This is a genomic window from Leucobacter fengyongliangi (assembly GCF_052386045.1).
This window is the reverse complement of the sequence record NZ_CM126356.1, coordinates 1,749,110-1,770,941: the sequence shown is the minus strand read 5'-3', so window position 1 is coordinate 1,770,941 and position 21,832 is coordinate 1,749,110. Positions and strand designations below refer to the sequence as shown.

At 64.2% G+C, this 21,832-nt stretch carries 25 protein-coding genes; 15 read left to right on the top strand and 10 right to left on the bottom strand.

Annotation, left to right across the window (positions count from 1 at the left end):
• Window positions 1-58: 58 nt before the first annotated feature.
• Window positions 59-1,108 carry an IS30 family transposase gene (locus ACTNFK_RS08475; protein ID WP_192497180.1) on the bottom strand — a complete coding sequence of 350 codons (1,050 nt, stop codon included), beginning with the start codon at window positions 1,106-1,108 and terminating at the stop codon, window positions 59-61.
• Window positions 1,109-1,219: 111 nt separating this feature from the next.
• Here ACTNFK_RS08475 and dapF point away from each other — a divergent pair, with 111 nt between their 5' ends.
• Window positions 1,220-2,098: a diaminopimelate epimerase gene (gene dapF, locus ACTNFK_RS08470; protein WP_433647017.1), complete on the top strand. Its 879-nt coding sequence runs from the start codon at window positions 1,220-1,222 to the stop codon at window positions 2,096-2,098.
• Between the two features lie 4 nt (window positions 2,099-2,102).
• Here dapF and ACTNFK_RS08465 read toward each other — a convergent pair whose 3' ends face one another.
• Window positions 2,103-2,720 (bottom strand): class I SAM-dependent methyltransferase, encoded by a 618-nt coding sequence (locus ACTNFK_RS08465; RefSeq protein ID WP_435937400.1) that lies wholly within the window; start codon window positions 2,718-2,720, stop codon window positions 2,103-2,105.
• A gap of 104 nt (window positions 2,721-2,824) precedes the next feature.
• Between ACTNFK_RS08465 and hflX the strand changes: the two genes are divergently transcribed.
• On the top strand, window positions 2,825-4,408 hold the full coding sequence (gene hflX / locus ACTNFK_RS08460; protein ID WP_435937399.1) for a GTPase HflX: 1,584 nt from the start codon (window positions 2,825-2,827) through the stop codon (window positions 4,406-4,408).
• Window positions 4,409-4,560: 152 nt separating this feature from the next.
• On the top strand, window positions 4,561-5,511 hold the full coding sequence (locus ACTNFK_RS08455) for a methylenetetrahydrofolate reductase (protein ID WP_435937398.1): 951 nt from the start codon (window positions 4,561-4,563) through the stop codon (window positions 5,509-5,511).
• A gap of 39 nt (window positions 5,512-5,550) precedes the next feature.
• Here ACTNFK_RS08455 and lexA read toward each other — a convergent pair whose 3' ends face one another.
• On the bottom strand, window positions 5,551-6,162 hold the full coding sequence (lexA, locus tag ACTNFK_RS08450; protein WP_435937401.1) for a transcriptional repressor LexA: 612 nt from the start codon (window positions 6,160-6,162) through the stop codon (window positions 5,551-5,553).
• A gap of 336 nt (window positions 6,163-6,498) precedes the next feature.
• Between lexA and ACTNFK_RS08445 the strand changes: the two genes are divergently transcribed.
• From ACTNFK_RS08445 to ACTNFK_RS08420, 6 genes are read left to right on the top strand one after another with little or no spacing between them, the layout of a single operon-like run.
• Entirely contained in the window at window positions 6,499-6,942 is a 444-nt protein-coding gene (locus tag ACTNFK_RS08445) for a hypothetical protein (RefSeq protein WP_433647013.1), read from the top strand.
• Between the two features lie 55 nt (window positions 6,943-6,997).
• Entirely contained in the window at window positions 6,998-8,080 is a 1,083-nt protein-coding gene (locus tag ACTNFK_RS08440) for a histidinol-phosphate transaminase (protein WP_435937397.1), read from the top strand.
• Window positions 8,081-8,090: 10 nt separating this feature from the next.
• The gene (gene hisB, locus ACTNFK_RS08435; protein ID WP_433647011.1) at window positions 8,091-8,699 is read left to right on the top strand and encodes an imidazoleglycerol-phosphate dehydratase HisB; all 609 of its coding nucleotides are present in this window, start codon (window positions 8,091-8,093) and stop codon (window positions 8,697-8,699) included.
• Window positions 8,696-9,328 (top strand): imidazole glycerol phosphate synthase subunit HisH, encoded by a 633-nt coding sequence (gene hisH / locus ACTNFK_RS08430; RefSeq protein ID WP_435937396.1) that lies wholly within the window; start codon window positions 8,696-8,698, stop codon window positions 9,326-9,328. Before hisB ends, hisH begins: the two co-directional genes overlap by 4 nt.
• Before the next feature lie 18 nt (window positions 9,329-9,346).
• Window positions 9,347-10,093, top strand: coding sequence for a bifunctional 1-(5-phosphoribosyl)-5-((5-phosphoribosylamino)methylideneamino)imidazole-4-carboxamide isomerase/phosphoribosylanthranilate isomerase PriA (gene priA, locus ACTNFK_RS08425; protein ID WP_435937395.1), 747 nt, complete (start codon window positions 9,347-9,349; stop codon window positions 10,091-10,093).
• 8 nt (window positions 10,094-10,101) lie between these two features.
• Window positions 10,102-10,965 (top strand): SseB family protein, encoded by an 864-nt coding sequence (locus tag ACTNFK_RS08420; RefSeq protein ID WP_433647008.1) that lies wholly within the window; start codon window positions 10,102-10,104, stop codon window positions 10,963-10,965.
• Here the strand turns inward: ACTNFK_RS08420 and ACTNFK_RS08415 are convergent.
• Genes ACTNFK_RS08415 through ACTNFK_RS08405 form a run of 3 tightly spaced genes read right to left on the bottom strand, consistent with a single transcriptional unit; the run spans window position 10,962 to window position 12,425 of the window.
• Window positions 10,962-11,288 carry a branched-chain amino acid transporter permease gene (locus tag ACTNFK_RS08415; protein WP_433647006.1) on the bottom strand — a complete coding sequence of 109 codons (327 nt, stop codon included), beginning with the start codon at window positions 11,286-11,288 and terminating at the stop codon, window positions 10,962-10,964. The two genes, ACTNFK_RS08420 and ACTNFK_RS08415, sit on opposite strands and share 4 nt — an antisense overlap.
• Window positions 11,281-12,024 carry an AzlC family ABC transporter permease gene (locus ACTNFK_RS08410; RefSeq protein ID WP_435937394.1) on the bottom strand — a complete coding sequence of 248 codons (744 nt, stop codon included), beginning with the start codon at window positions 12,022-12,024 and terminating at the stop codon, window positions 11,281-11,283. The genes ACTNFK_RS08415 and ACTNFK_RS08410 overlap by 8 nt, the downstream gene beginning before the upstream one ends.
• A gap of 32 nt (window positions 12,025-12,056) precedes the next feature.
• Window positions 12,057-12,425, bottom strand: a complete 369-nt coding sequence (locus ACTNFK_RS08405; RefSeq protein WP_433647004.1) for a DUF1844 domain-containing protein — start codon at window positions 12,423-12,425, stop codon at window positions 12,057-12,059.
• A gap of 272 nt (window positions 12,426-12,697) precedes the next feature.
• Between ACTNFK_RS08405 and infC the strand changes: the two genes are divergently transcribed.
• From infC to ACTNFK_RS08385, 4 genes are all read left to right on the top strand, one after another.
• Entirely contained in the window at window positions 12,698-13,309 is a 612-nt protein-coding gene (gene infC / locus ACTNFK_RS08400; RefSeq protein ID WP_445117214.1) for a translation initiation factor IF-3, read from the top strand.
• A gap of 66 nt (window positions 13,310-13,375) precedes the next feature.
• Entirely contained in the window at window positions 13,376-13,570 is a 195-nt protein-coding gene (rpmI, locus tag ACTNFK_RS08395) for a 50S ribosomal protein L35 (RefSeq protein WP_433647003.1), read from the top strand.
• 39 nt (window positions 13,571-13,609) lie between these two features.
• On the top strand, window positions 13,610-13,996 hold the full coding sequence (rplT, locus tag ACTNFK_RS08390) for a 50S ribosomal protein L20 (RefSeq protein WP_433647002.1): 387 nt from the start codon (window positions 13,610-13,612) through the stop codon (window positions 13,994-13,996).
• An 80-nt stretch (window positions 13,997-14,076) separates the two neighbouring features.
• Complete coding sequence (locus ACTNFK_RS08385; protein WP_435937393.1) at window positions 14,077-14,865, top strand: TrmH family RNA methyltransferase; 789 nt, start codon at window positions 14,077-14,079, stop codon at window positions 14,863-14,865.
• On the opposite strand, the gene ACTNFK_RS08380 is transcribed toward ACTNFK_RS08385, so the two are convergent.
• Genes ACTNFK_RS08380 through ACTNFK_RS08365 form a run of 4 tightly spaced genes read right to left on the bottom strand, consistent with a single transcriptional unit; the run spans window position 14,862 to window position 18,178 of the window.
• Complete coding sequence (locus ACTNFK_RS08380; RefSeq protein WP_435937391.1) at window positions 14,862-16,160, bottom strand: Dyp-type peroxidase; 1,299 nt, start codon at window positions 16,158-16,160, stop codon at window positions 14,862-14,864. The genes ACTNFK_RS08385 and ACTNFK_RS08380 overlap by 4 nt on opposite strands.
• Window positions 16,147-16,722, bottom strand: coding sequence for a copper chaperone PCu(A)C (locus ACTNFK_RS08375; RefSeq protein WP_435937390.1), 576 nt, complete (start codon window positions 16,720-16,722; stop codon window positions 16,147-16,149). The genes ACTNFK_RS08380 and ACTNFK_RS08375 overlap by 14 nt, the downstream gene beginning before the upstream one ends.
• Window positions 16,723-16,742: 20 nt before the next feature.
• Window positions 16,743-17,477, bottom strand: coding sequence for a copper resistance CopC family protein (locus tag ACTNFK_RS08370; RefSeq protein WP_435937389.1), 735 nt, complete (start codon window positions 17,475-17,477; stop codon window positions 16,743-16,745).
• A 59-nt stretch (window positions 17,478-17,536) separates the two neighbouring features.
• Window positions 17,537-18,178: a hypothetical protein gene (locus tag ACTNFK_RS08365; protein WP_435937388.1), complete on the bottom strand. Its 642-nt coding sequence runs from the start codon at window positions 18,176-18,178 to the stop codon at window positions 17,537-17,539.
• A 33-nt stretch (window positions 18,179-18,211) separates the two neighbouring features.
• Here ACTNFK_RS08365 and pheS point away from each other — a divergent pair, with 33 nt between their 5' ends.
• Together pheS and pheT are read left to right on the top strand one after the other, a co-directional pair.
• The gene (pheS, locus tag ACTNFK_RS08360) at window positions 18,212-19,252 is read left to right on the top strand and encodes a phenylalanine--tRNA ligase subunit alpha (protein ID WP_433646996.1); all 1,041 of its coding nucleotides are present in this window, start codon (window positions 18,212-18,214) and stop codon (window positions 19,250-19,252) included.
• Window positions 19,252-21,807, top strand: a complete 2,556-nt coding sequence (gene pheT / locus ACTNFK_RS08355) for a phenylalanine--tRNA ligase subunit beta (RefSeq protein ID WP_435937386.1) — start codon at window positions 19,252-19,254, stop codon at window positions 21,805-21,807. Before pheS ends, pheT begins: the two co-directional genes overlap by 1 nt.
• Window positions 21,808-21,832: the final 25 nt, after the last annotated feature.

Here is a 21,832-nt window from a genome sequence, read left to right as displayed (position 1 = left end):
CAAGCCAGGGCCGAGGGTGGCCCCCCGGATTTTAGTTCGGAGTGCAACACCCAGTGAGTTACCCCGAGCATAACTCCTGGAATACCTCTGCCGGGGTCGCCCAACCCAGCACTTTCCTGGGCCGATCATTGATCTCACCGATGTACTCGTCGAGTTCTTCCTGGGTGAGGTCCTCGAAGGTTGTGCCCTTGGGGAGATACTTCCGTAGCCGACCATTGAAGTGCTCGTTACTGCCCCGCTGATATGCGCTGTACGGGTCACAGAAATAGGTGGGCACCCCGATCGTGTCGGCAAGCATGTAATGGTGTGCGAACTCGCTTCCATTGTCGGCTGTGACAGATTTGACGGCGTGTGCAGGCAGCACCCGATACACGCCAAGCTGCGCCTCCAGAGTCGGGGCAGCAGCGACTCGGGAGAGCTTCACTCCCAGGTAGTAACGGCTTGTGCGTTCGACCATGGTGTGAATACCGCCGGTGCCGTGTGCGCCCAGCACACTGTCTGATTCCCAATGCCCAAACTCTTCCCGCGTCAATACCTCGGCGGGTCGTTCATGTATCGAGACCCGATATTTGATGCGTTCCGTGTGTACCTTTCGGCCCTTGATGCGGCGTCGTTTCTTCTGCCCCCGAGCAAGGTATTGGTGCAGCTGCCGATGCTGTTGGCCGGGTGAGTAAATCCAGGCATACAACGTTTCTGGGCTGACCCGCATACGGTGATCGGTGGGGTGCTCGATAGGGAGGCGTCCGCTGATCTCTTCCGGGGTCCACCCCCGCCCCAAATGTGTGATCACCCAATCAACGAGCGGGTCATGCGTCATTCGGTAGGGCTGGTGCGAGCGTGCTCGGCGTGTGTTGGCGTGGAGTTGTGCTTGACCAGCGAGATACACCCGGTCTCGCCGGTGACGGGTGTCGAGTTTGTTCCGTAGGTAGGGGCGAAGATTCGCGTGGTCGTGTTCAGGTTGCCAGGAACGCTTCTTGATCTCGCGGCCGATGGTTGAACGGTGCACGCCGATTCTTCGAGCGATCTCGGCGTGGGTGTGGCCGTGGTCGTGGAGTTTCTCGATCTCGATCCGGTCGTTCAGGGTGAGGTGGCGGTAAAGTGTGGACAAGGAAGCGCAGCCCTTCGGTGGTGGTCTAGACAACTCACACTTTAGGTGTTGCGCTTCCGTCTAGAACCCGGGCCCAGCGGATGCGCGGGGGCCACCCTTTAGACTTGAGGCATGCCCTCTCTGACGTTCACTAAAGGCCATGGCACAGGGAACGACTTCGTGCTCTTTACCGATCCAGACGGCGAGTTGACGCTCACCCCCGAACAGATCAGGTTCCTGTGCGATCGACATTTTGGTATTGGGGCAGACGGCATCATTCGCGCGGTTCGCTCACGCGCACTCCCCGAGGGTGCAGCTGTGCTTGCCGAAGAGCCGGCAGCCGAATGGTTCATGGATTACTGGAATGCCGACGGCACGCCCGCTGAAATGTGCGGAAATGGCATTCGCGTCTACGCCCACTACCTCATCACCGAAGGGCTGGTGACGCCCGAGCGGCGCGACACCCTTCCCATCGGCACGCGTGCCGGGGTGAAAGACGTGCTCGCTGGCGTGTCTGGCTACACGGTGGATCTCGGTAGGTGGCGTCTCACCGAGGAGTACCTGGTCGCCGCGCGCGGGTTGCACGTGCCGAGGCCCGGCCAGGGCATAGACCTCGGGAATCCGCACGTGGTGACGGCGCTCGCCGCCGATGCCAAGCTCGACGGTCTGGAGCTCAGCGACGCGCCGACGCTGGATCCAGCGCCCGAGTCGGGCGCGAACGTCGAGTTCGTCGTGCCGGAGGAACCGCTCATCAAAGACGGTGTCGCCCGAATTCGCATGCGGGTGCATGAGCGCGGTTCCGGCGAGACCCTCTCGTGCGGCACGGGAACTGCGGCCGCGGCGCTTGCCTTCCGCTATTGGGGAGGCGAGGGGATGCCCAATCACTGGAGCGTGGAGGTTCCCGGCGGTCGGCTCGCGGTGCGCATGTTTCCGACCGAGGAGGGGGAGCACGTGTCGCTGTCGGGGCCAGCTGAACTCGTCTATCGCGGCACGATCGAGCTGCCTGAGTAGGTCCCTAGTCTTTGACGGCTCTGATGACCGAAAATCCCTTGTCGCGCGCGATGCGGGTGACAGAGAGCTCAGGAAACTCGGCCGCGATCCACGATTGAAGCGAATCGGCCCCCAGATGCTTCGCGACAACGAGGGTGGCGGATCCGCCGGGCGCAAGTCGCGGGAGCCACTGTGCGAGGAGCGCGTGCAGCGCCTGCTTGCCGATACGAATCGGAGGGTTCGAGTGGATCTCGGCAAATTCAACGGCTGTCGGTACGTCAGCAGGCGCGGCAACCCGCAGATTTTCCAGGCCCAGGCGCGCGGCGTTTGCTGATGCGAGCGACCGCGCCCGTTCGTTGATGTCGACCGCCCAGATCTCCGCATCTGGGTGGGTTAGCGCTGCAGAAAGGGCGAGGGGACCCCATCCGCACCCGAGGTCGAGCAGCGGCCCCGCGAGGGGTGTCGCGCCGTGCGATGCCTTCTCCAGCGTGCGAAGCAGCACCGCGGTTCCCTGGTCGAGGTGTTCGGGGCTGAAGACGCCGCCCGCGGTCACGAGCAGCCTGGGTGCTCCGGCGAGCTCGACCTCGATCTCGCGCTGCCTGGCATCGCCGACTGGGGATTCTGAGAAGTAGTGCTGTGTCACCGACCCAGTATCTCAGTCTCACCGGGCGCGTGCCCCACGGGTGTGGTGCGCTGTGGGTGAACAGCAGGGCCGAAAACCACGTCCCGACTTAGACTGGAATTCAGATGACCAAATCAGAATCGCCCTCCACAGCAGCGGATCAGCCGAACACCCCAGCTTCGCACGACCCTGGAGATCCGCTTGACCGGGTGTTGGCGCGCGCCCAGGGTGTCGGCCACGCCACGGTGATTCGCGACCTCACCGGCGGCGCGCAGGCGCTCGGCGCTGAGGCTCACGACCAACTGGGGAAAGACCTCGACTCGATTCGGCTCGAACGCGAAGAACGCGCGTCACTCAAGCGCGTGCCCGGGCTCTCGACCGAACTCGAAGACGTCACGGAGGTCGAGTACCGGCAGCTGCGACTGGAAAATGTCATTCTGATTGGTGTCTACAGTTCGAATGGAAAGCATGGGCAGGAGGACGCTGAGAACTCGCTGCGCGAGCTCGCGGCGCTCGCTGAGACTGCCGGGGCGCGAGTCATCGACGGCTTGCTCCAGCGTCGGGCAAACCCTGATCCGGCGACCTACTTCGGCAAGGGGAAGGCACAAGAGCTTGCCGAGATGGTGGCGGCGGAGGGAGCTGACACCGTTGTTGCTGACACCGAACTCGCGCCGAGCCAGCGCCGAGCACTCGAAGATGTCGTGAAGGTGAAGGTGATCGACCGTACCGCGGTGATCCTCGATATTTTCAGCCAGCACGCGAAGAGTCGCGAAGGTAAGGCTCAGGTTGAGCTCGCACAATTGCGGTACTTGCTGCCGCGTCTGCGCGGCTGGGGCGACTCGATGTCGCGGCAGGCAGGCGGGCAAGTGGGCGCTGCCGGGGCCGGCATGGGTTCACGCGGTCCGGGTGAAACCAAGATCGAGCTTGATCGGCGCCGCATCAACACGCGAATGGCGAAGCTACGCAAGCAGATCGCTGAGTTCGCTCCGGCGCGCGAGGCCAAGCGAGCGAACCGCAAACGCGGCGAGGTGCCATCGGTCGCAATCGCTGGCTACACCAACGCCGGGAAGTCGAGCCTGCTCAACCGACTCACGGGCGCGGAGGCGCTCGTGCAGAACCAACTCTTTGCCACTCTCGACACCACGGTGCGACACGCGGAAACCTCGGATGGCCGCAGTTTCACCTTCACTGACACCGTTGGGTTTGTCAGGAGCCTGCCGCATCAGCTCGTTGAAGCCTTCCGTTCCACCTTCGAGGAGGTGGCTGGGGCCGACGTGATCGTGCACGTGGTTGATGCGTCCCACCCCGAACCGGAGGCGCAGCTGAAGACCGTGCGCCAGGTGATCGCGGAGGTCGAGGCGCAGTCGATCCCCGAGATCGTGGTCTTCAACAAGGCCGACCTGATCGACGACACACAGCGGCTGGTGCTGCACGGGCTCGCACCCGACGCGGTGTTCGTCTCAGCCCGCACCGGCGAGGGCATCGCCGAGTTGAAGGCCCGAATCGACGCGACGCTGCCCGTTCCCGATCGAGAAGTGACCGTCATCGTGCCCTACGAACGAGGCGACCTGGTCGCCGAGCTGCACGAGCGAAACCGGGTACTCGAGACGGAGTACGTCGAGCAAGGCACCCGTGTTCGGGCATACGTAAGCGGAGAGACGCTCGCCAAGCTCGAGCCGTTCACTCTGAGCACGCCTCCTTCCGGCTAGACGGGCCGTCGCGGCCGCCTGGCGCATGTCTTGGGAGCCAGTAGCTTCGCCGAGGTCATATTTCTGCCGACTGTTGCAGTCGGTTTCGAGCGGGCAGATCCACCTCTGTAGGCTCAATGCATTCACTACTCGCAATCAGTTGGAGGCGCCGCGTGTCGCTCGAGAAGCCCGCCCCTGGTGCCCCGGCGCCACTGCGCTTTTCATTCGAAGTTTTCCCCGCGCGCACCTCCGCCGCAGCGCTGGCGCTCGGGCACGCGGTGCAGCACCTCGCCGCAGCGGGGCCGGAGTTCATCTCCGTGACCTACGGTGCGAGCGGATCAACCCGCGATGCCTCGCTTGATCTCCTCAAGTACCTGCGGCAGTACACCGACGCGCTGCCCATGGCTCACCTCACGACGGTGGGCATGACGCGCGACGAGGTGCGCGCCGTCATTACTGAAACGCATGAGGCGGGTATCTACGACTTCCTCGCACTTCGCGGCGACCCCCCGCGTGGGCTGAGCGAAGACGACATCGAGGTGACGGCTTCACTCAGTTCCGTCGACCTGATTCGACTCATCGCTGAGATGCGCGCCGAGATTCCCGCAGCGTCCAACGCGGGCCGCATCGCTGTGGCCGTGTATCCCAACGGCCATCCGTTGTCGCGCTCCCGCAGCGAGGACATTGCCTGGCTTGTGGAAAAACAGGAGGCCGGAGCTGAACTCGGCATCACTCAGCTGTTCTTCCACGCCGAGGAGTATTTGTCATTCGCGGAGGAGGCGCGGCAGGCGGGCCTGCATATCCCACTTCTGCCCGGCATGATGCCGGTGTCCAACCTGGGCCAATTGCGTAAGGTGGCAGATTTGGCAGGACGCCCGGCACCGCCGCAACTGGTGCGGGCGCTCGAAGCCGCGGGGGGCACCTCGCCAGAACTGGGTGTTGAGCACACGGTTGAGCTGGCCCGGGAGCTTCTCGCGGGTGGCGCGCCGTCGATTCATCTCTACACTTTCAACCGTCACGAGCAGGTCACCGCGGTGTTGCGCGCGCTCGGGCACGTCACTCCGCACCCGCTCGCACCCTCGACCGCGGCACCTGTCGACGAAAGTCGAAACGCGCGGACCTGAACGGTTGCTCCATTCTGATCGCCCGTCGAGAGGCCGGCCTTACACCGAGCGGAACACGGCAACGACCTTGCCGAGGACCTCGGCATGGTCGCCGAGGATGGGTTCGAATGCGCTGTTGCGCGGCAGAAGCCAGGTGTGACCGTCGCGGCGACGAAAGACCTTGACGGTCGCTTCCCCGTCAAGCATCGCGGCCACAATGTCGCCGTTTGTTGCATCGCGTTGTTGTCGGATAACCACTAAATCGCCGTCGCAGATTGCGGCATCAATCATCGAATCTCCGACGACACGCAACATGAACAGGTCGCCGTCTCCGACGAGCGCGCGCGGTAGGGGCATGAGTTCTTCGACGTGCTGATCGGCGGTAATCGGCACACCGGCGGCAATCTGACCAACAAGCGGAATATAGGCGGTCTCTTCTGCCTGCACCGTCGGGAAGTCTGAGACGTCTGCCTCGATGGCCTCAGGGACTGTCAGGAGTTCGATCGCCCGGTTCTGATTTGGATGCCGTCGCAGGAAGCCCGCAAGCTCGAGCTGATCGAGCTGATAGGTGATGCTCGAAGGCGAGGAGAGGCCGACTCCCTCGCCAATTTCCCGGATGGAGGGCGGGAAGCTCCGGCTTGCGATGAAGCGAGAAATGAACTCCAAGATCATCTGTTGCTTCTCCGACAGCGGCTTGGGGTGCTGCGCCTGTGTGGTCACGGGTTCCTCCCGGAAATAGCGGTGGATCGCGGTGTCATCTGAGACGAACTCTCGTGTCACCCCAACACCAACGTGAATGTCGGTGGTGTCTGGTTCAGTGAAGCCAGTAATCGAAACCATAGTTCTTTTGTTCGAATCCGGGCAAATATGTGTACGAGTGTCGCGGAATAGTTGCGAAACATACGCGGAACCAGGGCTTGCAGTTTCGATTATTCGAAGGTATGTTCGAAACAAATGTTCGAAATACATGTGAATGTGTTCGAGCAGTGAAACCGAAAGGACGAGCGCATGAGTATTCAGACGGCTTCCGGGGCAACACAATTCGCCACAGTTGTTTCACTGGAGGAGGCGCGGTCTCGGTCGGCTGCGCACCAGAGCCCCCGGATGCGGCTCACCCGCCGCGGTCGGGTGGTATTCGGGGTGATGCTCGCCGCTCTCATTACCGGGCTGGTCGCGTCCGCTGCGATCTTCGGCGCTACTCAAGCGGTTGCGACGAGCGAAGCAAGCTCCGCCGAATTTGGTTATGTCGTAGTGCAGCCCGGTGCGTCACTCTGGTCTGTCGCTACGGAGCTTGATCCGAATGCAGACCCACGCGATGTGGTTGCCGAGCTGGTTCGTCTGAATCAGTTGGGCGGCTCGGGAGTGCAGGCGGGGCAGCCGATCGCTGTGCCGCTGCGTTATTCAGGAGCTGACGGGGTAGTGAGTGCGACAGACTTGGGCCTAGATTCGTAGGTCGGCGTGTCACTTCGTGTCTGTGGGGGAGTTGCGCGAGTTCTAGACTGGTCAGGTGACCAGCCTGAAAGATCTCCCGCTTCGCCAAAATCTCGTGGGGAAGACCCCGTACGGCGCGCCCCAAGACCCAGTTGCTGTGAGTCTCAACGTCAACGAGAACACGCATCCCATTCCTGAAGCGGTGATCACCGAGATTGTGGCGGAACTCACCCGCGCGGTTCGCGGCGTGAACCGATACCCCGATCGCGATTTCGTGGAGCTGCGCGAGGCGCTCGCCGGGTATCTCGGGCATGGGTTGACGGCCTCGCAGTTGTGGGCGGCGAATGGATCGAATGAGGTGCTGCAGCAGATTCTGCAGGCATTTGGTGGACCCGGGCGAAGCCTCCTGAGCTTTACTCCGACGTACTCGATGTACCCCTTGCTCGCCGATGGCACCGACACTCAGTGGGTGCCGGTGGAGCGCCCCGCAGACTACGCATTAACTCCCGATTTTGTGTCGGAAACGCTCCGGTTGCACGCTCCGAGCATTGCCATACTCTGTGGTCCGAATAATCCGACGGGTACCCCGCTCGATCTCGACACGATCACTGCTGCCTACGATGCGTTTGACGGCATTCTGGTTGTTGACGAGGCCTATCACGAATTCGATGCCGAGCGCGAGAGTGCGGTAACGCTACTCCAGGGTCGTCCGCGCCTCCTGGTTTCACGCACGATGAGCAAGGCGTTCGCGTTCGCAGGCGTGCGGCTCGGGTACCTTGCGGCAGATCCGGCAGTGGTCGATGCCCTCAAACTGGTGCGCCTGCCATATCATCTCTCGGCGCTGACACAAGCGGCGGCTATGGCGGCCATCCGACACGCAAGCGAGATGCTCGCCACGGTGGCAGATATTCGCGTGCAGCGCGATCGCCTCGCCAGAGCGCTCAGTGAACTGGGGTACCTTGTGCACCCCTCTGGGGCAAACTTTCTTCTCGTCGGCGGCTTTGCGAACCCAACAGCGACCTTCGAGGCCTTGCTCGCTGAGGGCATCCTGATTCGTGATCTGGGCATTCCCGGGCACTTGCGCATCACCGCCGGCACCGAGAACGAGACGACGATGCTCATCACTGCGCTCACCGCGCTCACTTCTGCTGAGCGGTAGGCTTAGCGATATGAACGCATCCCCACGCACCGCGTCCCTCGACCGCCACACCAGCGAGTCACAGATCAGCGTGCAGGTCGACCTCGACGGAACCGGCGAGGCAGATGTCGAGACCGGAGTGCCGTTCTTCGATCACATGTTGACGGCGTTTGCGCGGCACTCGCTTACCGATCTCACCGTACGCGCGATTGGCGATATCCACATCGATGTGCATCACACGGTCGAAGACACGGGAATCGTGCTCGGGCAGGCTCTCCTCGAGGCGCTTGGAGACAAGTCGGGAATCTCGCGCTACGGCGATGCCCTGGTGCCCCTCGATGAGGCTCTCGCGCAAGCTGTCGTTGACATTTCCGGTCGCCCGTATCTGGTGCACTCAGGAGAGCCCGCGGGGTTCGAGTTTCACTTAATCGGTGGGCACTTCACCGGCAGCATGGTGCGCCACTTTTTCGAGGCGCTGATCCTGAATGCGCGGTTCACGTGCCACATCCGACTGGTTGAGGGCCGCGATCCGCATCACATTGCTGAGGCGGAGTTCAAGGCCTTTGCCCGCGCATTCCGGCAGGCAAAGACACGCGATCCGCTGGTCGCGGGGGTGCCGTCAACCAAGGGCGCGCTGTGACCCGCAAGAAGGTGGCGGTGCTCGACTACGGTTCGGGCAACGTGCACTCGGCGGTCAAAGCGCTTGAGCGCGCTGGTGCTGAGGTCACGCTTACCCGCGATCCTGAGACCGTGATGCAGGCAGATGGACTGGTCGTGCCCGGAGTGGGTGCGTTCGACGCGGTCATGCGTGCGCTCACCGCGGTGAACGGTGACGAGCTGATCGACAGGAGGCTTGCCGGAGGACGCCCGGTGCTGGGCATCTGTGTTGGTGAGCAGGTAATGTTTGCCCGCGGCATCGAGCGCGGGGTGGAAACGGATGGGCTCGGACAGTGGCCGGGAACGGTGCGTCAGTTGCAGGCGGACCGGCTGCCGCACATGGGTTGGAACACCGTGCAGCCCGCCGAGAACTCCGTGCTGTTCGCAGGAATCGAACACGAGCGCTTCTACTTCGTGCACAGTAACGCAGCCACAGAGTGGACCATCGAGGGTCGCACTCCGTCGACAAAGCCACGGGTGACATGGGCAGAACACGGCGAGCGATTCATCGCCGCGGTCGAGAATGGCCCCCTCTGCGCTACTCAGTTTCACCCAGAAAAGTCTGGCGAGGCCGGAATTCGCCTGCTTCGCAACTGGATCAATTCGCTCTAACTTCAGTGAAGGAACACGATGACCGAGCTCAGTAACAGCCCGAAGCTTGAACTTCTGCCCGCAGTGGATGTCGCCGACGGAAAAGCGGTGAGGCTCACCCAGGGCGAAGCGGGCACCGAGACCAACTACGGCAGCCCTGTAGATGCGGCCCTCGATTGGATCGAGCAGGGTGCCGAGTGGATCCACCTGGTCGATCTCGACGCTGCGTTTGGGCGAGGCAACAATGCGGCGCTCTTGCGTAAAGTCATCAAGAACTCGAAGACGGTGAAGGTCGAGCTGTCTGGCGGCATTCGTGATGATGCGAGCCTCGAAGCAGCACTTGAGCTCGGTGCGAAACGCGTGAACCTCGGCACCGCAGCCCTTGAGAACCCCGAGTGGACACGCGCGGTCATTTCTCGATACGGGGAGCAGATCGCTGTCGGCCTCGATGTTCGCGGGGAAACTCTCGCTGCGCGCGGTTGGACCGAAGATGGCGGCAACCTCTGGGAGGTGCTTGACCGGCTCGAGGAGGCAGGCTGCCCGCGCTACGTAGTGACCGATGTGACCAAGGATGGCACCCTGCGTGGGCCAAATATCGAGCTTCTGCAGAAGGTCGCTTCCCGCACCGACCGACCAGTCGTGGCATCGGGTGGGGTCTCGAGCCTCGATGACCTCGCCGCACTTCGTGAGCTGGTGCCATTGGGTGTCGAGGGCGCGATTGTCGGGAAGGCCCTGTACGCGGGTGCGTTCACTCTCGCCGCGGCGCTCGACGTGGCCGGTCGCTAGCCAACACCATGGTCATCCAGCGTCTTCCGTCAACCGGGGATGCGCCCCGTTCGACGGGTGTGCCTGCCGGCCTCGTGCCTGGGGGCGAAGGGGATTCGGCCGGGTTCCCCTGGCGAGGCCGAACCTTCGAGCACCACGGAACAGCGTTCGCTGACGATGATGGTGAGACTCCGGAGGGCTTCGGGCGGGCGGTTGACGCGCTCCGGGCCGCCGCGTCGTCTCGCGATCGTGACGTGCTGGCCCATGCGGCCGCGCTCGCCCTCCAGGAACTGTCTGAGTGCCGTGTGCTCATCCCGCTGCTGGCCGACGCCGGAGACCTCGGAGTGACCCCAGACGGGCGCACCGTCGAAAAAACGCAAGAGCTTTCGATCGTGACGGTTGCCGGCCCGGATGGCCGACGCGTCATGCCCGTCTTCAGTTCGGTTCTCGCTATGCGCACGTGGAACCCCACGGCGCGTCCCATCCCGGTTCCCGCACCGCAGGTGGCGCTGGCCGCGGCGCAGGAGGAAACCGACCTAATTATTGTGGATCCTGGGAGCCCCGCGCGGGAGTTCGGTGTGCGCCGCACCGGGCTCGAGGCACTTGCTCTTGGCGGGTACCTCGTGCCTGCCTGGGCTGACCCCGGGGTTCTTGAAGCGTTCGAGCTCTCGGTGGCTGACGATCCCCGTGTTGAGTCGGTCGAGGTGCTTCCGGGTGATCCCGACTCCAGGCTCCTCGCTCCCGAGATCGACGTGGTGCTTCATGTTGCGCCCGGGCTCGATCGCGAAGCACTCACCGAACTCATCGAACGCGCACAACACAGATGGGCCGTGAGTACACCCATCGCCCAGCGTGTCGACTCGATGCGGTTGCTGCCACGGGCAAGCGTTTAGAAGGCGTTCAACAGCAGCACGTACACTCCGGTGCCCGCGAAAATACTGACGAGGGCTCGACGTCCAGCGAAGAGATGCACCAGGATCGTGACCGCGGTCGCGACGGCCACCACCCAGAGTCTCTCCGGTCGCGCGGCTATTTCCCCCTTCAGCACGACCACCGCGAGGATCAACAGGATGCCCACCGGCATCCACTGACCGAGCTTCTGCACGAACTTCGATTTCCGCAGCGGCTTCAGAATGGCAAACGGCAGTGCTCGAAGCAGCAGGGTGATGAGGCCGCTCAGCGCGACGGCGGCAATCATGTACCAGAGCTCAGGCATGCGTCACCTCGTCATCGGGCCGTTGCCGGCGAGACCAGGCATATCGCAGACTCAGCATCAGGGTGAAAATGGTGAGCGCCGCGAGCAATTCGGCACCGGGCACCGCGAGCATCGCAATGGTTACTGAGAGGCCAGCAAGCACCACCGAAGGCACCTCGCGCCGGGAGCGGGCCGCATCGAGAGTCATCACAATGAAGAGCGAACACAACGCGAACTCGAACCCCTCGATGGGTTCCGGAAGCAGCGAAGCCAGCGCCACCCCCACGAGCCCGCCGCCAACCCAGTAGGCCTGCATGAACAGCTGACCGGTGATCATCCGCCGCGATGAGTTCTCCGCGCGCGGGAGCAGGACGTAGGTCGCATACGCCTCATCGATCATGGCGTAGACGGAGTACGCGCGTGCGATTCCGGGCCGCGCGATCGTGATCGGAAACGACAACGGATAGAACACATGCCGGAAGTTCACGGCAAGCACCGCGGCCGCGATCGTGACGAGGGGGAGGCTCGCGGCGATCATGCTGACCAGCAAGAGTTCGACGGAACCGGCGAAGACACCGATCGAGAGCGCTGGCGCGAGCCACCAGGGCAATCCGGCCTGAATCACGAGCACGCCGAGGGCGATTCCCAGCGGAAAGATCCCGAGGCCCACCCCGAGTGAATCGAGAAAGCCCGCGCGAACTTGCGCGGTAGGCACCAAAGGGCCTGACTTCTCTTGCTGCGGTGACCCGTGAGGCATCGCTTCAGCTTAGACGAGCGGAAAAGTGTCGACTAAATAACCGACCCGGTCCATTTCTCACCCGGGCCCGCACCCGGCGCGTCAGGGAAGCTGGAGGCCTCGCGGAACGCGAGCTGCACGGATCGCAGTCCGTCGCGCAGGCTCCTCGCGTGCATGTCGCTGATCTCCGGTGCGGCGGCAGTGATGAGTCCAGCGAGGGCGTTGATCAATTTCCGTGCCTCGTCGAGGTCGGTCTGGTTCTCTGGATCGTCGGCGAGTCCACACTTGACCGCTGCCGCGCTGAGTAGGTGCACCGCCGCTGTGGTGATGACCTCTACCGCGCCGACATCTGCAATGTCTCGCGCCGCTTGCTCCGCATTGATCGGCTGGTGATTCGCGTCGGAAAGGTTGTCTTCACTCATGCTGTCCTCTTCTTGAACGCAGGTCCGAATGACTCCGGTTGGCTGAAAGGCGCGGTTCTGCTAGAATTCTTGAGGTTCCCCGCATTTTGCTGGGAACTCGCAAGTGGAGTTACTCCCACCCGGCACCGACATACAGGTTATCGGGTTGTTGACACCCCGTCGTACACGACAGCAGAAAAGGGTGTTGGAAAGCGCGTGCGCGATCCACTATCTCAGCTTGCGAATGCCCTAGTCCGGGGCGAGTTCAGCACACGAGATCAGAGGAGCCGGCGATCAGCGATCCCCGTACGAATGACAAAATCCGCGTCCCCGAGGTGCGACTGGTAGGGCCCAGTGGCGAACAGGTTGGTGTCGTGTCGATCGAGCATGCACTGCGCCTCGCGGCGGATGCGGATCTCGATCTCGTCGAGGTTGCCCCGAACTCGAAGCCGCCCGTCGCCAAGATTATGGATTTCGGGAAATTCAAGTACGAGGCTGCGCAGAAGGCAAAAGAAGCTCGTCGCAACCAGGCAAACACCGTACTGAAAGAGGTGCGGTTCCGTCTGAAGATCGACACTCATGACTATGAGACCAAGACGAAGCGCGCGATCGGATTCCTGGCACAGGGCGACAAGGTGAAGGCCATGATCCTGTTCCGCGGTCGCGAGCAGTCCAGGCCCGAGCAGGGCGTGCGGTTGCTGCAGAAGTTCGCTGAAGACATCGTTGAGTTCGGGACGGTCGAGAGCAGTCCGCGCATCGACGGTCGCAACATGGTCATGGTTATCGCCCCACTGAAGAACAAGAGCGATGCAAAAGCTGAGCAGAACGCTCGTCGCGCGGAGGAGAAGGCGACTCGTAAGGCCGCCGAGAACTCCGAACCCGCCGAATCGGATTCGGCGAAATAGACCAACGGCCCTCGCGGTCGTGACTCACGTTGTCGCCCAGGCGGCGCACCACAACAAGGAGAAATGATGCCCAAGCAGAAGACCCACTCCGGGGCCAAGAAGCGCTTCAAGGTGACCGGCACCGGCAAGCTCATGAAGCAGCAGGCAGGCATGCGTCACAACCTCGAGGTGAAGTCCTCGAAGCGCAAACGCCGTCTGAACGCCGACCAGGTGCTCTCACCCGGCGACGTGAAGCAGGCCAAGAAGCTGCTCGTTCGCTAAGCACCCGGTTTACCCACAAATTTTTAAGGAAGATCTGAAATGGCAAGAGTCAAGCGGGCGGTAAATGCCCACAAGAAGCGTCGCGTAATTCTTGAGCGCGCCGAGGGTTACCGCGGCCAGCGTTCACGCCTGTACCGCAAGGCAAAAGAGCAGGTCACGCACTCGCTCGTCTACGCGTACAACGACCGTCGCAAGCGCAAGGGCGACTTCCGTCGTCTGTGGATCCAGCGCATCAACGCTGGTGCCCGCGCGAACGGCCTGACCTACAACCGCCTGATCCAGGGCCTCAGCCTTGCTGGCGTTGAGGTCGATCGCCGCATGCTCTCTGAGCTGGCCACCAACGAGCCGAACGCGTTCGCGGCACTCGTTGAGGTTGCCAAGAAGGCTCTCCCCGAAGACACCTCGGCGCCGAAGGCTGCTGCCTAAGTCGTCACGCAAGTGAAACGGGTCTCGTCGCGTGTGCGACGGGGCCCGTTTTGGTCTTGCCCGGCTAGGCTGGGCCGGTGATGGAAAATCCAAAATCCCCCCGGGTACGCAGAATCGCCGCGCTGGCACGGAAAAAAGATCGCCTGCTCGAAGGTCACTTCCTGGTCGAAGGGCCACAGGCCGTGCGCGAGCTGCTCACGCATCGCCCGGATCTGACCGAAACGGTGTTCGTTACCACCGGAAACGACCCGTGGCAGCACGAGGTGGATCGCCTAGCCGATGCCGGCGATGTGCTCATCGAGCGGGTGACCGATCAGGTGCTCGCTGCGATGGCAGAGACCGTGCACCCTCAGGGGGTGATTGCCGTGGCGCGCATCGAGGAGGTCTCGCTGTCCGATGCCCTCGATGGGGCGAAGCTCGTCGCAATCATGCATGAGGTGCGCGACCCGGGCAACGCCGGCACCGTGCTCCGCGCGGCCGACGCGGCGGGGGCCGACGCGGTGATCTTCGCAGGAGACAGTATCGACCCCTGGCATCCCAAGGTCGTGCGATCCACCACCGGGTCGCTGTTCCACCTTCCGGTTGCGACGGCATCCACGCTCTCTGAGGCCGTCGACGCGGCACGCGCTGCCGGACTTTCGGTGCTCGCGGCGGACGTGCGGGGCGATGATCTCATGAGCGCGAACCAGGCGCTCGCGGGCCCCGTCGCCTGGGTGTTTGGCAACGAGGCCCGCGGGCTCGGCGAAACCGAGAGGGGCCTCACGGATCGATCCCTGCGACTTCCTATCTTCGGCAAGGCCGAATCGCTCAATCTCGCGACCGCAGCCTCCGTCTGCCTATACACGACCGCATTCGCGCAACGTGCTTAGGCGAGCAGGCTCTCACCGATGGTGCCGCCGGGCCTGAAACCGGGCAGGATCGCGAACACTGCCGAACCGGTGTGCGTGATCCACTGGTTCAGCATGTCGGCCTCATCGAGCCGTCGCTGGATGGGAACGAACTGTCGCAGCGGATCCCGCTGGTAGCAGCCGAAAAGCAGCCCCGATTCTTCACCGTCGGTATAGTTCACCGCACGTCGGACGATGCGCTCGGAGGGATCCACTGAGTGCGCACGTCGGATGTGCGCGGCGCTCGGAATCACCGTGAACCCGAGGGCATCCTTCGCCTCGAAATCGACGGGGGTTCGCTCGTCGCCGCCCGTCAACGGGGCGCCGTCGGCAAGCCTGCGGCCAACGCTTTGCTCCCTCCCAGGGCGGTCCACCATGTCCCAGGTGTCGAGTTCCATGCGGATCCGCCGCAACACGAATGCGCTGCCGCCGTTCAACCACCCGGCTTCCGCTCCGAGCCAGAGCAGCTCCTCGAAATCCTCCTCTTCCGGCGACGGATTGACGGTGCCGTCCACCTGCCCCATCAGATTGCGCATAGTGGTGCCGTCGCTCTCGGCACCGCGCGCTTGCCGAAAACCTTGCTGAGACCACAGTGGATCCGCGAAACTGCGGAGGTCGCGATCGAACATGCGCGCAGCGTGCGCGATCGGGAGGAGGTCGTCGGACTGCAGGATGAGCAGGAGATCACCACCAGAAAAGCGATCCTCGAGTTGATCCCGACTGAAGGCGGGCAAGGGCCCGAGCCACGGAGGGAGCTTCGCCGGATCCACCCGTTCGACCAGGCCCGGGCCGACGCCGACGGTGACCGTGAGCCGCGCCGGACGTGTTGCGAGCTCGGGTTCCGGATCCGCGAGGGGGCCTTTCCCTGAGGTGAGACTCTCGATATCACCGGTGAGTACGCGAAACATGCGCGAGAGCGCCGAAGCATCGGTCTCCGGGTGGAGCCGGTACGACACGAATCTGGAGTGTGCCGCCGGTACCGTCACGATCCCCGCCTGGTGGGTGCCGTGACAGGGCAAGCTTTCCCCGCCGAAGCCGGGCAGTTTTCCGCCCGCACCGGCGGCTCGCACGGCCTCCTCGGTTGCGGCATTGACGGTCAACTCGGCATCCGGACGCAGCGCCGGGATGCCGAGTGCGGCCCCGGCACCCAGCACTGCGCCAAGCCCGATGCCCGCCGCGCCCCCGGTCAGGAGGGCGCGGCGCCCCAGACGCACCTGCGAATCTGCAGCCGCGTCGGGTCCCTGGGCGTCGTCTGGGGAGCGTTTACTCCGTGCCATGCGCTGCACCGCTGTCGCCGGCGCTGTCGTTCATGCCGTGCTCCATGCCCTCACCAGCGATGTCCTCGTAGCTCTCGTTTGCTCCGCTGAACTCCTTCGCGAGTGCCGTCACGGTCACGCTGCTGCCGTCGTTGAACGTCAGGGTGACTTCGACGTCTTCACCCGCGAGCAGCGGCGCGGACATCTGCATGAGCATGATGTGGTTGCCCCCGGGCATCAGTTCGAGCGTGCCGCCGGCGGGAATCACGACGTCACCCTGAATCTTCTGCATCACGCCGTCGGCGGTCACCTCGTGCAACTCGACCATTCCTGCGGCCGGGCTCTCAGCGCCGGTGATCACGAGGTCGGTGTCACCGGGGTTTGTGAGCGTGCCGAACACGCCCGTCATCCCTTCCCCGGCCTTGGCCCAGCCGTCAACCAGGGTCACACCCTGCTGAGCGACCTCAACCTCAGCCGCGACCTCCGCGACAGGGGCGGTGCCTGCGCCGGAGGTGCAGCCCGACAGCAGGGGAGCGGCAATCAGGAGCGCAGCGGCGCTCGAAAGGACTGAAATTTTACGCATGGTATTCAACTTTCAGATAGTCAGTGTGAGTCTGTTGTCGGGGTGGATCCGGGCTCGTGCCCGTCGCTCCCGTCTGTACGCGCCCGCATCCGTGATCGCGCAATGAGTGTCGCAACAAGCGCACCGGAAACCCCGACCGCGCCGACAGCGACGAGAGCCCATACCCACGCTTCGACAGCTCCCGTGCTCGGGTTCACCGTGTCGCTCAGTGCGTTCTCGCCAGCTTGCGTGGTCACCTCGGGCTCCGTCTGCTCCTCTGCCTGGCCATCCGAGTCGCCCGTCGCGGCACCAGCATCGGCCACCGCGATGGTGCCGATGCCGTCCGCCGAGACGGCGAGCGTGAGTGCCCCGGAAATCGGGTGTCCATCGCTCGAGACGACCCGCCACGCGATGGCGACATCTCCCGCGGTGAGCGGTGTCTGGAGCGCCTGGGTGACATCCCGTCCGGCGACGACGGGGAGACCGTCGAGCACATCGGCACCGGACTCGTCGGTAGCAATGAACTCTGCCCCGACATCCAGGATCTCGTTGCTGAACTGCAACGACACGCCTCGAACCGCGCCGGTGCTATCTTCCGCGACGACGTCAAACCCGACCAGCTCATCGTGCGCGAGAGCCGGGGTGGCCGCCCCAAGGGTCAAAGCCCCAAGGGCGATCCCGGACGCCGCGATTGCTGAGATTCGCGACCAGATGGTGCCGGTGGAGGTCTTCGACGATGGGCGCGCAGGGACGCGTGCGAATGTGAACGCTCTCATGATGTACTCTCTCCCGGCTGCGGCCGGGCCTGGCGAATGACCGCCGCGAGAGGCGACGGTTAGGAAGCGGGAGCGAGCGTGGTCGGAGGGCCCCGATGACTGATCGCAGAGAGCGACATCAGGCGGTCGCGAAGCGGGTGCGGGCGAGAGATCCCGGTGTGCGGCTTCAGCAGTGCCGGGAGTGTGACGGGGGACCGGGGCGCGACGAGAAGCAGCCGGTCGAAGAGGGTGACGAGACCAAGGATCGCTCGCTCTCCGCGCGCAAGCAGCGCAATGGTCGCGACGGCCGCGAGCGCGTGCGCGATCCACATTGTCCAGCCCGCAGAACCCGCCTCTGTGAGTGCTGGCACGAAGCTGACCGCGCCCAAGTGCTGCATGTGGGCGGAAGGCTCGGGAGAGAGCGCCGGTGCCGATCCGCTCGCCACACCCAGCCCGGCAAACGACCAGTGATAAAGGAGTTGACTCGCAGCGACACCGAGCGATAGCCGCCAGACCGAGGCGATGCGCCCGGCCAGCGCGACGCAGATCGGAAGCGCAAGCACCGTCGTGGCGACGAGTGCGAGCAGAGTCACCTGCCCCCCGGCGAGCGCGTGCGATGCCGCGGCGAAGATCGTGGCGGAAAACGCACCCAGAGCACCCCGCGCGGTTCGCACCGCGCGGCTCGGGGTCGCGCGCGGGTGCGCGGCTAGGGAACGGGCCACCCAATAAGTCTACGCCCGGTAAGATTGACAAACGTGTCAGAGACCAATCCCATTACCCAGTCTGCGGCCGATGCCGCGGTTGACGCGGCACTCGCCGCATTTGCCACCGCCACCACGCTCGCCGAGCTCAAGCATGCCCGCACCGAGCACGCTGGTGAGTCCTCCGCGCTGGCCGCGTTGAATGCGCAAATGCGCGCGGTGCCCAAGGATCAAAAAGCCGCGACGGGCAAGCTCATGGGCCAGTCCCGTGGGCGCGTTGAGGGCGCCTATGCGGCGCGTGAGGTCGAACTTGCGGCCGCAGAGGCCGCTGCTCGCCTCGTCGCCGAGACCGTCGACGTCACCGAGGCCCCGACGCGCCGCAGGAGCGGCACTCGGCACCCGCTCGCGCAGCTGCAGGACGAGATATCTGAGGTCTTCGTGGGTATGGGCTGGGAAGTAGCCGAGGGCCCGGAACTCGAGCACGAGTGGTTTAACTTCGATGCGCTCGGCTTTGACCCTGACCATCCGGCACGCGCGATGCAAGACACATTCTTCGTCGAGCCTGCCGAGCGGCACCTGGTACTGCGCACCCACACCTCGCCGGTCCAGGTGCGCTCGCTGCTGAGTCGTGAGCTTCCGTTGTATGTCATTGCTCCCGGTCGCGTCTATCGCACCGATGAGCTTGACGCGACCCATACCCCGGTCTTCCACCAGGTTGAGGGCATCGCGATTGACCGTGGCCTCACCATGGCACACCTGCGAGGTACGCTCGAGCATTTCGCTCGCCAGATGTTCGGTGAGGAAGCGAAGATCCGCCTCCGGCCGAACTTCTTCCCGTTCACCGAGCCTTCCGCCGAGATGGACGTGTGGCAGCCGAACGCCAAGGGCGGAGCCCGTTGGGTCGAGTGGGGCGGGTGCGGGATGGTCGACCCGAACGAGCTGCTCGCCGCGGGCATCGATCCCGACGAGTACCAGGGCTTTGCTTTTGGAATGGGTATCGAGCGCACGCTCCAGTTCCGGCACGATATCAACGACATGCGAGACATGGTTGAAGGCGATGTGCGCTTCAACACCCAATTCGGAGGCCTGGTGTAATGCGTATTCCGCTCTCATGGCTCGGTGAACACGTCACCCTGCCCACAGGCACGACACCCGAGCAGGTGCACGCGGATCTCGTGCGCGTCGGTTTCGAGGAAGAGGCGATCCGCCGGTTCGAAACTACCGGCCCGGTAGTCGTCGGCCAGGTCATCTCCCGCGATCCCGAGCCGCAGTCCAACGGCAAGACGATCAACTGGTGCCAGGTGCGCGTCGCGCCCGAGGGGCAGATGGCCGCTGATGGTGGCGAAGACGTGCGGGGCATCGTCTGCGGTGCGCACAACTTCGAGGCGGGCGACAAGGTCGTGGTGACACTGCCGGGCGCAGTGCTTCCTGGCGACTTCCGTATTGCTGCTCGCAAGACATACGGCCACGTCAGCGACGGCATGATCGCCTCCGCAAAGGAGCTCGCCCTCGGAGAGGATCACGATGGCATCATCGTGCTCTCGCGCCTCGGCCTCGATCCCGAGATCGGTGCCGACGCGCTTGAACTCCTCGGCATGCGCGACACCGCAGTTGAGATTAACGTCACTCCGGACCGCGGGTACGCGTTCTCGATCCGAGGGGTCGCCCGCGAATACTCGCACGCGACAGGAGCAGAGTTTCGCGACCCCGCGCTTGGCCTCTCAATCGAGAGTGGATCGGGATTCCCGATCGTGCTTGACGACCAGGCCCCGATCCGCGGCCGAATGGGCGCCACCGGCTTCATCGCCCGCGTGGTGCGCGGTGTCGATCCCACGCGCCCGACGCCGCCGTGGATGGTGTCTCGACTGCAACTCGCGGGGATCCGCTCGCTCGGCCTTGAGATCGACATTTCCAACTACGTGATGCTCGAGTTTGGGCAGCCGTTGCACGCGTACGACCTCACGAAGCTCTCTGGCGGTATCACCGTGCGTCGTGCGCACCCGGGGGAGACGCTGGTCACGCTCGACGGGCAAGAGCGGAAGCTCCACCCCGAGGATCTTCTGATTACCGATGAATCTGGGCCGATCGGTCTCGCGGGCGTCATGGGCGGCGAATCCACCAAGACTGACGACCGCACGACTGATGTGCTCATCGAAGCTGCGACCTTTGACCCGGTGTCGATCGCGCGCTCTCTGCGGCGGCACAAGCTTCCGAGTGAGGCGTCGAAGCGATACGAGCGCGGCGTTGATCCGCTCGTGGCTCGGGCCGCGGCACAGCGCATGGTCGATCTCTTGGTTGCATTGGGAGGGGGCACGGTCGATTCGCTGGGTGCTGAGATCGTCGCACCGTTCGAGCCTGTCGCCGTCCGGCTGCCGTTGGCACGCGTCAACGGGCTGCTGGGCACCGACATCTCAGACGAGGAATCGCGTCGCGCGATCGAGATGATCGGCTGCGAGGTGACGCTCGAAGCGAACGAACACGGCGATGTACTCGTGGTGACGCCCCCAAGCTGGCGCAGTGACCTTACTCGGCCCGCTGATCTCGTGGAGGAGGTCGTGCGGATTGTTGGCTACGACCGCATCCCCTCGGTGCTTCCCGTGGCTCCCGCAGGCCGGGGGCTCACTCGCGCGCAGCGGCTGCGTCGCCGCGCTGCGGAGGTAACAACAGCCTTTGGATTCGACGAGGTGCAAAACTACCCGTTCGTCTCCAGCGCCCAGTTGCAGAATTTCGGGGCGCTGAGCCAAGACGGCGACACAGAGGTTTCGGCGATCAAGCTCGCGAACCCGCTCGACGGGGAGGCCCCGTTCCTGCGCCGCTCACTCCTTCCGGGTCTGGTCACCGCGGCCCAGCGCAATGCCTCGCGTGGACTTACCGACCTCTCACTCGTGGAATTCGGCTCGGTGTTCGAGCCGCCCGCCGCGGGTGAGCCGCTCGGCACCGACTCGGTGCCGCCGCTCGCCGAACGGCCAAGCGATGAGACACTTGCAGAGCTGAACGACTCCCTCCCGTCACAGCCTCGGCACGCTGCCGGCCTTCTCCTGGGAGACGCGGTCGCGAAGCAGCCAGGGGAATCGGCCCGAGCCGCCGACTGGGCCGACGCGCTCGACGCCGCCCGCGTGGTCGCGCGAGCGCTGTCGTGCGAGCTCGTCGTTCGTCAGGGCGCGCATCGCGCGTTTCATCCGGGACGCACGGCCGAACTGTGCGTGCAGGTTGAAGGCGAACTGCGGCCCGTCGGTATCGCGGGGGAGCTCCTCCCTGAACTCTCCGCAGCGTCCCACCTTCCGGGCCGCGTTTCGGCCTTCGAACTCGACCTCGGCAGGCTCATCGAGTGGGCACCGCGCGACCCGCTCACTCGCCAGCTGTCGACGTACCCGGCCGCCACGCAAGACCTCACGCTACTTGCCGGCATCTCGATTCCCGCCAGCGCGGTGCTTGCCGCGGTGGTGGCGGGTGCTGGCGACTTACTCGAGGATGCCAGGATCGTCGACGACTACCGGGGTTCGGGTGTTCCCGAGGGCCAACGAGCACTCACATTCGCGCTCCGGTTCCGGGCCGAAGACCGCACGCTAAAGGCCGAGGAGGCCAGCGCGGCGAAGCTCGCCGGTGTGGCGACCGCCGAGCGTGCTTTCGGCGCGAAGCTTCGCGAGTGATCACGCTGTGGTACGCCGTCTCAGA